General features: G+C 69.4%; 15 protein-coding genes and 1 pseudogene. 7 read left to right on the forward strand and 9 right to left on the reverse strand.

The annotated features are described in order from the left end of the window. Positions 1-6 precede the first annotated feature (6 nt). Positions 7-1,032 carry a DUF5937 family protein gene (locus LVJ59_RS18130; RefSeq protein ID WP_232763506.1) on the reverse strand — a complete coding sequence of 342 codons (1,026 nt, stop codon included), beginning with the start codon at positions 1,030-1,032 and terminating at the stop codon, positions 7-9. Positions 1,033-1,077: 45 nt separating this feature from the next. Between LVJ59_RS18130 and LVJ59_RS13915 the strand changes: the two genes are divergently transcribed. Genes LVJ59_RS13915 through LVJ59_RS13925 form a run of 3 tightly spaced genes read left to right on the forward strand, consistent with a single transcriptional unit; the run spans position 1,078 to position 2,775 of the window. Beyond that, entirely contained in the window at positions 1,078-1,440 is a 363-nt protein-coding gene (locus LVJ59_RS13915) for a cupin domain-containing protein (protein WP_232763507.1), read from the forward strand. 18 nt (positions 1,441-1,458) lie between these two features. Next, positions 1,459-1,749: a DUF4287 domain-containing protein gene (locus LVJ59_RS13920; protein ID WP_047520928.1), complete on the forward strand. Its 291-nt coding sequence runs from the start codon at positions 1,459-1,461 to the stop codon at positions 1,747-1,749. Positions 1,750-1,800: 51 nt separating this feature from the next. After that, the gene (locus tag LVJ59_RS13925) at positions 1,801-2,775 is read left to right on the forward strand and encodes a 1,4-dihydroxy-2-naphthoate polyprenyltransferase (protein ID WP_047520930.1); all 975 of its coding nucleotides are present in this window, start codon (positions 1,801-1,803) and stop codon (positions 2,773-2,775) included. Positions 2,776-2,790: 15 nt separating this feature from the next. Here the strand turns inward: LVJ59_RS13925 and LVJ59_RS13930 are convergent, their stop codons facing one another. From LVJ59_RS13930 to LVJ59_RS13945, 4 genes are all read right to left on the reverse strand, one after another. Further along, entirely contained in the window at positions 2,791-3,096 is a 306-nt protein-coding gene (locus tag LVJ59_RS13930) for a DUF4229 domain-containing protein (RefSeq protein WP_232763508.1), read from the reverse strand. A 9-nt stretch (positions 3,097-3,105) separates the two neighbouring features. Then, the gene (locus LVJ59_RS13935; protein WP_232763509.1) at positions 3,106-4,023 is read right to left on the reverse strand and encodes a hypothetical protein; all 918 of its coding nucleotides are present in this window, start codon (positions 4,021-4,023) and stop codon (positions 3,106-3,108) included. 119 nt (positions 4,024-4,142) lie between these two features. After that, a complete protein-coding gene (locus tag LVJ59_RS13940; RefSeq protein ID WP_232763510.1) occupies positions 4,143-4,922 on the reverse strand; it encodes an ABC transporter permease in 780 nt (259 codons plus the stop codon). Then, complete coding sequence (locus LVJ59_RS13945) at positions 4,919-5,959, reverse strand: ATP-binding cassette domain-containing protein (protein ID WP_232763511.1); 1,041 nt, start codon at positions 5,957-5,959, stop codon at positions 4,919-4,921. The genes LVJ59_RS13940 and LVJ59_RS13945 overlap by 4 nt, the downstream gene beginning before the upstream one ends. A 63-nt stretch (positions 5,960-6,022) precedes the next feature. On the opposite strand from LVJ59_RS13945, the gene LVJ59_RS13950 reads away from it, so the two are divergent. The 4 genes and pseudogenes from LVJ59_RS13950 (at position 6,023) to arfB (ending at position 8,802) form a co-directional block, all read left to right on the forward strand. Further along, the gene (locus tag LVJ59_RS13950) at positions 6,023-7,009 is read left to right on the forward strand and encodes a YafY family protein (protein WP_232763512.1); all 987 of its coding nucleotides are present in this window, start codon (positions 6,023-6,025) and stop codon (positions 7,007-7,009) included. 84 nt (positions 7,010-7,093) lie between these two features. Continuing rightward, a pseudogene (locus LVJ59_RS13955) lies at positions 7,094-7,169 on the forward strand. Positions 7,170-7,291: 122 nt separating this feature from the next. Beyond that, a complete protein-coding gene (locus tag LVJ59_RS13960; protein ID WP_232763513.1) occupies positions 7,292-8,293 on the forward strand; it encodes a TIGR00341 family protein in 1,002 nt (333 codons plus the stop codon). Positions 8,294-8,361: 68 nt separating this feature from the next. Further along, positions 8,362-8,802, forward strand: a complete 441-nt coding sequence (gene arfB / locus LVJ59_RS13965; RefSeq protein ID WP_134352114.1) for an alternative ribosome rescue aminoacyl-tRNA hydrolase ArfB — start codon at positions 8,362-8,364, stop codon at positions 8,800-8,802. A 224-nt stretch (positions 8,803-9,026) separates the two neighbouring features. On the opposite strand, the gene LVJ59_RS13970 is transcribed toward arfB, so the two are convergent. From LVJ59_RS13970 to LVJ59_RS13985, 4 genes are all read right to left on the reverse strand, one after another. Next, a complete protein-coding gene (locus tag LVJ59_RS13970) occupies positions 9,027-9,845 on the reverse strand; it encodes a nucleotidyltransferase domain-containing protein (protein ID WP_232763514.1) in 819 nt (272 codons plus the stop codon). Between the two features lie 4 nt (positions 9,846-9,849). After that, positions 9,850-11,928: a DUF2156 domain-containing protein gene (locus tag LVJ59_RS13975; protein ID WP_232763515.1), complete on the reverse strand. Its 2,079-nt coding sequence runs from the start codon at positions 11,926-11,928 to the stop codon at positions 9,850-9,852. 41 nt (positions 11,929-11,969) lie between these two features. Then, positions 11,970-12,776, reverse strand: coding sequence for a tyrosine-protein phosphatase (locus LVJ59_RS13980; protein WP_232763516.1), 807 nt, complete (start codon positions 12,774-12,776; stop codon positions 11,970-11,972). Between the two features lie 96 nt (positions 12,777-12,872). After that, entirely contained in the window at positions 12,873-13,523 is a 651-nt protein-coding gene (locus LVJ59_RS13985; RefSeq protein ID WP_232763517.1) for a thioredoxin domain-containing protein, read from the reverse strand. Between the last annotated feature and the right edge of the window lie 17 nt (positions 13,524-13,540).

A 13,540-nucleotide genomic window follows, 5' to 3' on the forward strand; every position in this document is an offset into this window, starting at 1 on the left:
CGCGACTCAGAGCACGGCGCCCACCATCGCCTCGCCGAGCGGGGTGCGCAGGTGCTGCATCCTGAGGCCATCGCGTTCGCTGGCGATCAGGCCGGCGCCTCGGAGCACGGCGAGGTGATGCGAGGCGGTGGAGATCGCGAGGTCGGCCTCCTGGGCGACCTGGGAGGTCGTGCGGGCGGTGCCGGCCCGAAGCAGGATGCCGGCGCGGGCCGGCCCCAGCAGCGCGCCGAGGGCATCGGTGATGTCGGTCGCGTTCCGCGCCCAGCCGGCCGTGACGCCTCGGGCGGGGTAGAACAGGGTGGGTTGCGCGGGAGGTTCGGTGAGCACCATGCACCCCCACGACGACATGACCGAGGGGACGAGGACGAGACCGCTTCCCCGGCAGTCGACCTGCTCGCTGTGACGGCGGAGGGAGACACGGACGGCACCTGCACCCCAGGTCACCTGAGGGTGCAGGTCGCCGGCCATCCCCGCGATGCCCGTGCTCGCGATCGCGCGCGTGCGGACGGCGATGTCGGCGCGCAGCAGGCGCTCGAGCTGCGGCCACACCGGGGCGAGCGCCGCGTCCCACACGGCGGCGCAGGCGTCCGCGATGAGGCCGCGGGCGCGCTCGGGGTGATCCTGCATCTCGCGCAGCGCCTGTCGTCGAGCGCCGGTCGAACGCACCACCATCTTCCCGAAGTCGACGCGCATCGGCTCGAGCGGTGCGCCGCGCAGCTCCTCGAGCTCGACCTCGGGCGTCAGATCCCACCGTGGAGCGGTGGTCAGGAAGTCGGGCAGGTAGCCGTCATCTCCGATCACGGTGGTGAGCAGGGCGAAGTCGTCGCGCGGAAGACGATCGCGAACGGCCCGCAGCCATCCCCACTGCAGTGGATGCGCGGCGGGACGCCGCAGCACACGTACCGCGTGAGCCAGTTCGTGACCGGGTGAGATGCCGAACCGCACCGCCTCGACGTCGCCGGGGGTGAGATGGAACTCGACGCGATGATCGGGATGCTCGATGCCCTCGATCGGACCGGAGTTTCGATGCACATCGAAACTCTAGGGGGTACGTCCTTCGCTGTCGAGACTGGGGTCATGAACAGCACATCTCTTCCCGTCGGGGTCGTCGCCGGCGCGGACATCCGCATCGGCTCGGGTCGCAGCCGCCGATTCGTCGGGGTCGAACACGGCGCCGAGGTGTCGTACTTCTTCGTCGAGAATCAACCGGGCGAGGGGCCGGGGCTGCACTGGCATCCCTATCCTGAGACCTGGGTCGTGATCGAGGGCGTCGCCTCGATCACGGTGGGCGAGGAGACGTTCGTCGCCGAGGCCGGAGACACAGCCACCGGCCCCGCTTTCATCCCGCACCGCTTCACCAATGCGGGCGACGGGGTTCTCAAGATCATCGGTATCCACGCCTCCGCCACCATCATCCAGACGTTCCTCGACGAGGACTGACACACCGTAGGAGACCCCATGTCCTTCCAGGCATACCTCGACAACATCGAGACCAAGACCGGCCTCACCCCGCGACAGTTCATCGAACGCGCCACGGAGAAGGGCTTCGACCAGACGACCAAGGCCGCGCCCATCGTCGCCTGGCTCAAAGAGGACTATCAGCTGGGACAGGGCCACGCGATGGCGCTCGTGCACGTGATCACGAAGGGTCCGCAGATCAGCGACAAGCACGTGGGCAAGGGCGGCGCCCACGGGGACGCCTCCGACACCCTGTGGCTCGACGGCAAGGACAGCAATCCGAACGCCTGATCCCTCCGCACGCGCAGGCCGCGCATCGTCCCGGCCAGTAGGATTCCCTGCGTGGCAGCATCCTCCCAGCGCAAGAAGAAGGCCCCGAGTGCCCAGCGCACGCCGACCCGCAGAAGCGGCAACCCGGCGAAGCGTCCGGTCGTCGAAGCGGGGCCGGTGACGGTATCCGACTGGATCGGGGCTGCACGGCTGCGCACGCTGCCGCTCGCGATCGCGCCGGTGGTCATCGGCACGGGGGCGGCACGCAGCACCGGTCCCGAGTTCCACTGGGTCATCGCGCTCGCCTGTCTCGCCGTCGCGGTGCTGCTGCAGATCGGCGTGAACTTCACGAACGACTACAGCGACGGCATCCGCGGGACGGACGCCCACCGCGTCGGCCCGGCCCGGCTCACCGCCTCCGGACGGGTGAAGCCCCGCACCGTGCTGATCATCGGTCTCGGCTTCTTCGCGCTTGCCGCAGCCGTCGGGCTGGCGATCGTGATCCGCACGGGGCAGTGGTGGATGCTCGCCGTCGGTGCCGCGTGCATCATCGCAGCGTGGTTCTACACCGGGGGCAAGCGTCCCTACGGCTATTACGGCCTGGGCGAGGTCTTCGTGTTCGTGTTCTTCGGGCTCGTGGCGACGCTCGGCACCACGTGGGTGCAGGTGTTCGACCTGCCGCAGCAAGCCTGGCTCGGGGCGATCGCCGCCGGCCTGTTCGCATGCGCCGTCCTGCTGGCCAACAACCTGAGAGACATCGATCAGGACCGCGAGGTCGGCAAGCGCACGCTCACCGTGCTGATCGGGCGCCGGGCCACCCAGGTGCTGTTCACGCTGTTCGTCCTGGTGCCGTTCGGCATCGCGGCCGTGCTGGCGCTGCTGTTCCCGATCGCGTGGATCTCGCTGCTGGCGTTGCTCGCAGGTCTCCCCGCCATCGCGATCGTCTGGTCATACCGGCAGCCGAAGGAGCTGGTGACCGCGCTGGCGCTCACCTCGCTCACCGCGCTGCTCTACGCGGGCGCTCTCTTCTGGGCGTTCGTCGGCTGATCCAGCGCGCGAAGGTCAGACCCGCGGGTCGTCGTCGACGGATTCGTTCGCATCGTCGATGGCCCGGTCCTCAGCCTCCGCGTCGGCCTGACCGCCGGAGGAGCGGCTTTCCCGACGCTCCTGCAAGCGGGCGGAGGCGTCGGTGAGGGGTGTGCGCAGGAACAGCATCGAGATGCTCATCCCGATGAGGGCGGCGAAGATCGCCGCGAGCCACCAGAACTCGCGGAAGATCGGGAAGAAGAACCACAGGATGGCGAGCGGCACCAGGAATGCCAGCAGCCGCAGCACGGTGTAGACGAGGAAAGGGGCGGGCTTCTTCACCTCTTCAGTCTACGTTCGCTGCGCCGTGCCTCCGTCGCCGATGCCCAGGTGAGCGAAGGGGATGCCACGCACCACGCGCCGCCAGGGGTGTTCGCCCAGCGTCCACAGCAGCTCGGCGTCGAGGTCGAGTGCGAGGTCCTCGCAGCCGACCGGCAGTGCCGCGCGATCTCGGGTGAGCGCGGACTGCGGACCGCTCCACAGCACGCCGGGGTGCAACTGGTCGGACTGTGACACGAAGTAGCGGTCGCCCCACCGCACCGCCCCCTGCATGCGGGCGATGTCGGGGGAGAAGCGGTCCGTTTCGATGAAGGCGTCCTCGGGGTCCTCGGGGATGGAGAACTCACCGATCCGGCCGCTGCCGTCGGTGCGGTGTTCGCCGATGAGCACGCGTCGGAGGGGAGAGCCGTCGTCGTCGAACACCCGGCCGAGGAAGGAGCAGCGCAGAGCGACCGGATGCACGACGGTGCGCACGGCCACGAGCACGGTGGCACGGCTCCGGCGGGCGCGCGCTCCGGCGAGTCGTCGGGCGTCGGCGCCGCGGACCTGGCGGATGTCGGAGAGATCGAACTCCCAGATGCCGCGTCCCGTCGCCGCGACGAACAATCGATCCTCGAACCAGGCGAGGCCACCGGCGTGGATCGGCGCCGGCTCGAGCTCGCCCTCGTCCCCGGTGACCGCGAGGACGATGTCCAGGTGTCGCGCGCGTTCGCGGTCGACGAGGGTGACGCGTGAGGCGAGATGGACGCCGTCGAGGCGCTGCCGGAACCAGCTCACGGCGATCGTGGGGCGGTCGCGCCAGCTGCCGAGGTCGATGCCCTGGGGATACCAGCGGCGGGTCCACGTGCGGGCCGAGAGCCAGCGCAGCTCGAGGGCGTCGCGCCGTCTCCACCGCACCGGGCGCCAGGTCGATCCGAAGGGCCAGAGCATGCTCCTCATCGTCCCTGATCCGAGGGCGTTGTCGAAACCCAGACGCGTTGTGCGGTTGTCGGTGTGTCGCGGGACGACTTGCTGACGGGCCGACGCCGCGTCCGGGTTTCGCACTCGCGTCAACTGCTGCGACGGATGGCGCGTACGCCGACGGCGAGTCCGACGACCGCGACCGCGAGCGCCGAGAGCCAGCCCCACATCACTGTCGCATCCCCGAGGTCGCCTGCGAAAAGTGCGCGCTCAGCCTGCACGACCCAGTTCACCGGGTTGAACGAGGCGACCACTCGCATCCATCCAGGTGCCGCGTCCAGCGGCAACAGCATCCCCGACAGGATCAGGAGCGGGAAGATCAACGATTGCTGCACACCCCAGAAGAGCCATTCCCGGTCCTTCGTCGCCAGCGCGAGCGAGTACGACAGTGAGCCGAGGCCCACCCCGAACACGGCCAGCAAGGCCAGCCCGATGAGCAGGCCGGGGACGTCGACCGTGAATCCGAAGGGCCACGCGATCAGGACGATCACGAGTGCCTGCACGACGATCGGCGCGATCTCCTTGAGTGCACGGCCGATCAGCAGCGAGGAGCGGGCGAGCGGGGCGACCAGTGTGCGCTCGTGCGAGCCGGTCATCATCTCGTACTGCAGGTTCGATCCTGTGGACCCGGTGCCGAACAGCACGATCATCACCAGCACGCCCGGCACGAACCAGTCCAGGGTCTCGCCGGCCGGTCGCCCGGAGTCGCCGATCAACAGCGGGGCGAACAATCCCAGGAAGATGAGCGGCTGCAAGAGGCTGAAGATCAGCGTGAACGGGTCGCGCAGAACGGGCTTGAGCTCCCGGCTCAGCACATTGCCGGTGTCGCGCGCGAGGTTCGGGCGCACGCGTGTGTCGTTGTCGGTCATGAGTGGACTCCTGTCATGTCGTTCCCCGAGAGGGAGGGTGCGGGATCGGGCGAGTCGACGGCGGCCTCGGCGCCCTCTCCGGCCTCGCGCAGGGTGCGTCCGGTGAGGGCGAGGAACACGTCGTCGAGGGTGGGTGGCACTCCGGTCGCCCGATGGACGGTGATGCCGGCGGCGTCGAGTTCTCGCACGACCACCGGGAGCAGCCTGTCGCCCTCCGGGACCGCGAGCGAGATCTCGGAGTCTTCGACCGTGACCTCAGCCGCGCTGAGACGAGCGACCACGCCCCGCGCGCTCGCCGCGTCGGCAGCATCCGCGAATCCGAACGTCAGCACGTCTCCGGCGAGCTTCGCCTTGAGGGAGGTGGCGTCGTCGTCCGCGATGATGCGGCCCTTGTCCATGACCATCACTCGTTCGGCGTAACGGTCGGCCTCCTCCAAGTAGTGCGTGGTGAGGAAGACGGTTGTGCCGTGCTGGGTGCGCAGGTCGAGGATGTGCTCCCAGAGGTTGGCCCTGCTCTGCGGGTCGAGTCCGGTGGAGGGCTCGTCGAGGAAGATCAGGGGCGGCGCGTGCATGAGCCCCAGCGCGATGTCGAGTCGACGCTTCTGCCCGCCGCTGAGTTGCTGCACGCTGCGGTTCGCGAAAGAGGTGAGATCGAGCGATTCGATGAGCTCGCTCGCCCGCCGTGCGCTGTCCCGGCGAGACATCCCGTAGAACGCGCCCTGGCTCAGCAGCTCATCTCGAACGCGTTGCGAGAAGCTGCCGCTCGTCAGCTGCCCGACGTAGCCGATGCGCGCGCGCACCCCGGCTGCGTCCGTGCGGATGTCGTGTCCGACGACCGTCGCGCGACCGGAGGTCGGCGGGATCAGAGTGGTCAGCATCCGGAGGGTGGTCGATTTGCCTGCGCCGTTCGGGCCGAGGAAGGCGACGAGCTCGCCGCGCACGGCGGTGAAGGAGACATCGGTCACCGCGTGCACCGGTGTCTTCTTGACGGTGAAGACCTTGGTCAGGCCTTCGGTCTCGATGAGGGATTCGTTCATGAGGGGGAGCGTAGAAAGAAATGCGGACAGATCTCGTCCTCGTTGTCTGGCAATCTGTGACGCATGACCGACACGACCACCCGCGCCCTCGCTCTGCTCAATCTGCTGCAGACGCACAGACATTGGCCGGGAGCCGAGCTCGCGACACGCCTGGGCGTCACCGAGCGCACAGTGCGTCGCGACGTCGATCGTCTGCGGGAGCTCGGTTACCGGGTGGAGTCGACGCCCGGGGCGGCGGGTGGTTATCGATTGGAGGCCGGGAGCGCCGTGCCGCCGCTGCTGCTCAACGACGATGAGGCGGTGACCATGGCCATCGGGCTGCGGGTGGCTGCCACTCAGCAGCTGGTCGGGGGGCCGGATGTCACGCTCACGGCGCTCGCGAAGCTCGAACAGGTGCTGCCTTCGGCATTGCGACAGCGGGTCAACGCGCTCGCCGCGTCGGTGCAGGCGCCCCGTATCGGCGATGCTCCGGTGGTCTCGCCGGAGGTGCTCGGAGAGATCGCCCTGGCCACGCGCGACACAGAACGGTTGCGGCTGCGCTACGTGGACGGGGAAGGGCAGGAGAGCGTCCGCCGGGTCGAGCCACATGCTCTCGCACCGGCCGGCCGCAAGTGGTTCCTGCTGTGTTGGGATCTCGATCGTGACGATTGGCGCACTTTCCGAGTGGACCGCATCGTGTCGGTCGAGCACACCCGCGTGCTGTTCAGCCGGCACGAGATCACCGAACAGGAGATCGAAGCGCGCGTGCTCGTGGCGGCGTCCTGGTCGCCGCAGAACGTCACGGCCGCGGCCGTGATGGAGCTGCCGCTCGCCGAGGTGCAGGAGCGTTTCGGGCCGTGGTGGGAGGGGGCGACGCCCGTGGGCGACGACCGCACGCACTGGCCGGTCGGCGGCTCCGATTGGCGGGAGGCTATGTATGGACTGCTCTGGATCCCCGAGGGGGTCGAGTACACGGTGGCGCTGGCCGAGCCGCACCGCAGCGAGCTGCGCGAGGCCGTCGGACGGCTGCTGCGCGCCCTCGACGCCGCTGCGCCGGATGAACTCGAGTGACGGCCGGTCATCCACAGACTCGGAGCGTCATCCCAGGAAACGGTTCTAGCGAGGAAGATCACGGCCGGGTAACGTCGTTCGCATCGCGGCGATCCGGGTGGTCCCGGGCCTCAGCTCATACCTGACGGCGTTGCGGGTTCGACTCCCGCCGTCGCGTCCACTTCTTCCCGACGGCCCGCCACACCTCCTCCCGTGCGGGCGAGGGGATCTTGCGCGCAGGGGTCCGCGTGCCTAGCTTTCGGTCATGACGAGAACACGAGGCGCGGAGACGGGGTCCGCGGCATGTCGAGACTGACGCAGACTCTGATCCCGCCGTCGCAGCGGCTGTCGGCCGAGGCCCTGGACGATGCGCTGAACCTGGGCGCCGGAGACGCCCTCAGCAAGCGGACGGGATTCCTCATCATGCTCACGCTCTCCGGCGTGATCGCGATCGCGGGAGTGCTGACCGACTCGACGGCGACCGTGATCGGGGCGATGATCATCGCCCCGCTGGGCACACCGATCCTCGGCATCGCCTGGGGGATCGTCACCGGCCATCCGCGGAGGGTCCTCTCGTCAATCCTGTGGGTCCTCAGCGGGGTCGTCATCGTCGTCGCGCTCGGATTGGTGTTCGCGGTCTTCGTCGCGACCCCGGAGAGCCTGTCCACCAACTCGCAGGTGATCGGACGCACCTCGCCGAGCCTGATGGATCTGATGGCCGCGCTGGCGACCGGGTTCGCCGGCGGATTCGCGATGTGCCGCAAGGACCTGAGCGCGGTGATGCCGGGCGTCGCGATCGCGATCTCCCTCGTGCCGCCGCTCGGTGTGGTCGGTGTGTGCGCGGGGCAGGGGCAGTGGCCCGAGGCGCTCGGTGCTCTCGTCCTGTTCCTCTCGAACGTGTTCGCGCTGGTGATCGCGGGCAGCATCGTGTTCACGGTGGCGGGGTACGCGCGGGACCCCGGGTCATCGCCCACCGCCGATCGGCGCCGGGCCTATGCGATCGTCGTGACGCTGGCCCTGATCATCGCTCTCCCGCTCGCGGCGAACTCGATCGCCTCGATCGCGGTCGCCCGCTGGTCGGTCAGCATCCGGAATGTGACGGCCGACTGGCTCGGAGACGAGAGCGGCGGGCACATCCACGGGCCGGTGCAGTGGAGCGGCCTGACGGCCACGGTCTCCCTCACCACCCCGGACGGCTCGACTCCGCCGCTGGACGACCTCCAGGAGGAGATCGCCGAGACCGTGCCTTCGTACATCGGGGTCGTCGTCGACGCGGGTCAGGGGACCGAGCTCGTCGTGCAGTGAGAACCCCCATCCGTCGGGAACGACCGCGCGACGTCGAGTACGGCCTCGCAAGGGCCGATGATGGAGGTATGCCTTCTGCCCATCGCCCCGGTCTGCGGGTCTCGTCGGGTCTCACCATCCCCGAGTCCGAGCTGTCGTGGCGCTTCTCGCGGTCGTCGGGACCCGGCGGGCAGGGTGTCAACACCGCGGATTCGCGGGCGGAGCTCGTCTGGGATGCGGCGAACTCGGCGGTGCTCTCCCCGCATCAGCGGAATCGGCTGCTCGACCGGCTCAGCGGGCGTCTGGTCGACGGGGTGCTCACGATCGCGGCATCCGAGCACCGTGCACAGCTGCGCAATCGAGACGCCGCGCGGGATCGGCTCGTCGCGCTGGTGGCCGAGGCGCTGCGCCCGCCGGCTCCTCCGCGTCGCCCGACCGCACCCACTCGCGGATCGAAAGAGCGTCGGCTGAAGGCGAAGCAGCGCCGCACTGAGACCAAGAACCTGCGTCGACCGCCTCGCGACTCCTGAGCGGTCCCGCCCGGCGGTCCCGTCGCAGTTTCGCTCGCAAAACGGCCCGATAGCCGTCGAAAGTGCGACGGGAACGCCTGCGCTCACTTCTTGAACGTGCCGTCTCCCGTGCCTTCGGTGCGCGGCGCGGGCCGGCTTCGCGGAGGCCGCCGCGAGTTCCGCCAATGAGGTCGAGAAGCGCTACCTCGAGGAGCGCGCCCGGGGGTGACCCGCCCCTCTGCCGGTCAGTCGGCTGCGGAGCCGCCGGGGCGTGGGAGCTCCCGCAACCGGCCGACTGCCGCGAGCAACTCCTTGGCGGAGGTGCCCAGATTCCCGAGAGCGGCAGCTGCGGCCGCGCTGAACCCGCCGGTGTCGATCGGAAGGCGGGCCACGTTCGGGACGAGACCCTTCTCGTTCGTGACCCAGGTGCCGGCGGCAGCATGCCACCCGTGCGCGGTGAGCATGGTCGTCGTGGTGCCGCACAGCGACACGTAGGCGACATCGCCGGCCTTCGCGCCCTTCATCGCGGCGTTCAGCAGGAAGTCGACCTGCCAGAGGTTCGCGAGGAACGCCTCCCGCAGCGCATCGGGGTAGGGGGTCACTCCGCGCGCGAGCGCGACCAGCAGCCCGTCCGGATCACGCAGCGGCACGCTCGTCGCGACCTCGCCCGCGTATGCGACGTCGAGGAAGCCGAGCGGGTGCCCGGGCTGGGGATGGAAGGCGAACTGGCCCCGGACGGCGCGGGCGCACTGCTCCGTCACCCGCTCCACGTCTCGGAGGATGAGATCCACGGGCACGCCGTCCACGATCAGCCAGGCGCCGCCGTCGACCCAGGGGCCCCATCCGCCTCGCTCGGCGACCTCGACGTGTTCGCCCGTCCAGCCGCTCGCGACGCGGGCGATACCGGCGCGGTCGACGTCCGCGTCCACGTACAGTCCCAGGTCGATGTCGGAGTCCGGGCGATGGGTCCCGCGGGCGCGACTGCCGCCCAGAGCGACCGCGCGCACGCCGGGGACGCGGCCCAGGTCGTCGGCCATGGAGCGGAGGCGGCCTTCATCGAGCATGGGCTCAGTCCTTCCCGCCGCCGCGGACGAGTTCGAGCCCCGCGCCGGCGAACTGCCGCAGAGTCGCATCCGGCAGGAACGCCCTGGTGAGGGCACCGCCGATGCGGGTGAGGTCGCTCTCGTCGCGGAAGAGCAGGTACATGGTCTCGTAGCGGGGATGGAACTTCTGCTTGAACCGGTGGAGCGAACCGAAGCCGTACACCGGTTCCAAGGCCTCGGCGAGGCGGTCGCTCAGTGCTGCGATCACGCCGGCATCCGGGGGATAGTCGTGGGCGAGGGGCGCCCCGGACAGTGACATGATCTGTGCGCCCTCGTTGGAGAACTGCCGGGCGGAGGAGCCGATCAGGAACTCCATCACCGGGCCGAACCCGCCCTCGCGGCGGCGCATGAGGTCGAGGGTCCAGCCCCGCACCTCGCCGTCGTCGCCGTACACGGGCAGCCAGGAGAGGAAGCCGTCGACGTCGCCGTTCGGGGCGAGCGCGAGGGCGAGCCGCACTTCGGGATCCTCGGCCTCGTCGAGCGTGCCGAGGGTGAAGCGCATCTCGGGCAGATCCTTGTCGCCGACCCATGCCTCCGAGATCGCCCGCAGCTGCTGCTGCACCCCCCACGGTTCCGACTTGAAGTGGGTCATCCGGAAGGTCATGTCCTCGCGCCCGGCCTTGTTGAGCGAGGTGCGCACCGAGTTCCACCGCTTTCCCGTGAACTCGAGTCCCGGCAGGTCGACGATCGTGTCGTCCGCCACGACGATGCTCCGCCAGGTCGAGGGGACCGCGGCGCGGGTGGCCTCGTCCGCGCTGAAGAAGCACGGGACGAGACCGGCGAGTTCCGCCGTGCGGATGAAATCCTGCACCGCCTCGGCACGGGCATGCGCCGGGCCGATCGGGTCGGCGAGCGCGAGCGCGACGCCGTTGCGCCTTTGGTACGCCACGATGCCGCCGGGCACACGCGCGTAGCTGTTGCCGTCCCAGGTCGTCATCCACGAGAGGGTGCCGCCGCCGTGCGTGCGCAGTTCGTGCTTCATGTCGTCCGCGGTGGGGGAGGGTTGCATGCCGAGCTTCGACTTCCGACGGGCATGGAACGCGCGGCGTACCCAGATCAGGTACACGAGCATGATCAGCCAGAGGAAGCCGTTCGCGAGGGCGAGTTCGGTCTCGCCGTCCCAGCGGACGTCCACCTGGGCCTGGCTGAAGACGGTGATCAGCGTCAGCACGAGCGCGGCCGTGACGATGTTGAGGATCCCGAGTAGGAGGGCGAGCACCCAGGTCCAGCGACGTCCGCGACGCAGCCCGTTCACGAGCACCAGGATCACGACCAGGTCGATGGCGAGGTCGATGAAGCCGCCCGAGGCGGGCTCGGTCGGACCGAACGGACCGTCGGTCGGCAGGAGAGTGGTGATGATCTCGACCGCGCCGAGCACGAGGATCGCCATCACCGCGATCAGCCGCTGCTCGCGAACTGTCGTGTGACGCACACGCAGGGTGCGGTCCACCACGAGGATCAGCAGCACCGCGAGCAGATGTTCGAGGTCGGCGAGCTTGCCCCAGAACAGCATCGCGATGAAGACGAAGCCGAGCAGGATGAGCCACCCGCGCACCCGCCACGGTGGCCGGAACAGGCCCACCGCCGCAGCGATGCAGGCCATGGTGCCTCCGGAGGCCCCGACATCGAGCGCCTGCGCCTGCGTGGTCGCCCACGCCCACGGGAACGAGGAGAGCACGAGGAGCGCCAGGGCGGTGGCGAAGATCGCGAACAGCTGGCCGACCGCGTAGTACGCGATGGCGACGCGCGTTCCGCGCCGGAACTCCAGGTAGGCCATGCCCCAGAACCCGGCGATCGTGAACACGTAGACCCACGGCTGGTTCACGAAGAACGTGCCCGTCAGCGGCGTCCACCACTTCCCCTCGGCGAGATTGGGCAATCCGTAGGCGACGGTAGGGAACAGGTCGCTGTCCTCGAACGGCGTCCACAGGCCGCGCCAGATGACCCCGACGGCGAGGATCAGCACCACCATCGTCAGCGTCGCGGGGATCCGCCGCGCGAACGCCGGCAGCGGGTGCAGCGAGGGGGAGCGCTCCTCAGTCATGCGATCAGCGTAGCGACGGCTCCGGTGATGCGGGGAGGGGACTACTCGCCGCGAAGCACCCGCCGCAGGTCGGCGACCTCGTCGTCCGTCAGACCGCCGCTGCGGAGGTAGCCCGCGACGTCACCGTGAGTCGCGTCGATCCAGTCCAGGGCCGTCTCGATGGCCGAGGCGGGCGATTCGGTCGCCAGGGTCTTGAGTCCGGGGGTCAGGGGAACGCCGAGCGAGGTGATGAGGCCGGTGAGTGCTTCCGCGAATCCCAGCGCGAGGTTCTTCTCGGTCTCCGTGTAGTCGTCGACGATCGCCTCACGCGGCACGCCTGCGACGGAGAGCAGGATCGCCGCAGCGAGACCCGTCCGATCCTTGCCCGCGGTGCAGTGGAACAGGACGCCGGGGCGGGGTGTGCGCGCAGCGTCGAGCACCGTGCGCGCCACGGTCGCGAACTGCGCGGCGCTGTCCGTGAGGATCGCGATGTACAGCTCCTCCAGGGTCGGCACCTGCTTCAGGAGCTGGGCGACCTGGGTCACCGACAGGCTCTTGCTGCCGGCCGCGGGGAGCAGATGCTTCACCATCTCGTCCATCGCTCCGCCCTGCATGGGCAACGGCAGAAGCGTCACGCTGCCGTCCGCGGGGAGACGGTCGGCTGCACGGGACCGCTCGGCATCCGTGCGCAGATCGATCACGGTGCCGATGCCGAGATCCGTCAGAGCCCGCAGTCCGTCGTCGGTCAGTCCGACGAGAGCATCGGCTCGGAACAAGAGCCCGGACGCGATGGTCCCGCCTCCCGAGACCGGCAACCCGGTGAGTTCCCGGGCGTTGTGCGTCCCCTGCAGAAGCGAAGTCAGTTCCATCGTCGTCCGGGCCCTCTCCCTGAATCTGATCTCAGAGTATCGGGGTTCGTGTCCGGCCTTCACCCTCGGCGGGGCTGCCGTGACGGGCGCCAGGACTCAGCCGTTCAGGGCCTTCTCGATCGCCTGTTCCGGGTCGTCCCAGGTCTCGAGCACGACCTTCTCGCCGTCCACGAAGAAGGTCGGGGTGCTGGTCACACCGAGCTTCTCCCCGTCGGTCTTGTCCGCCTGCACGCGCTCGGCCGTCGCCGGGTCCGCGATCGCCGCGTCGTAGGCGGCCATGTCGAGTCCGAGCTCCTCGGCGAAGGCGCGAAACACTTCGGGCGTCTCCTCGCCCTGCTCGCCCCACTGCGCCTGCGTCTCGAACAGCCGGTGGTACATGTCCTCGAACCGGTCCTGCTGCGCCGCCGCCTCGGCGGCGAGGGCGGCCTGGGTGGAGTTGATGTGGCCCGGGAGCGGGAAGTAGCGGACGACGTACGTGATCTCGCCGTCGTACTTCTCCCTGAGCTCTTCGACGACGGGATAGAACGCCCCGCAGGCCTCGCACTCGAAGTCGAGGAACTCGACGACGGTCACGGCGCCCTTGCCCCCGTCGTCGAGCACGTGCGAGTCGGTGCGGACGGTCTGCTGCCCCGCGCCTTCGGGTGGCGTGGGGGCTGCGCGCTGGTTGAGCGCGAACACGAGGGCGACGATCAGCAGGACGATGGCGACGGCGATGGCGATCAGGGTCGCTTTGACAGAGTTCTTCATGGGGTCTCCAGACACAC

The organism is Microbacterium sp. KKR3/1, from assembly GCF_021272365.1.
Classification (GTDB): domain Bacteria; phylum Actinomycetota; class Actinomycetes; order Actinomycetales; family Microbacteriaceae; genus Microbacterium; species Microbacterium aurugineum.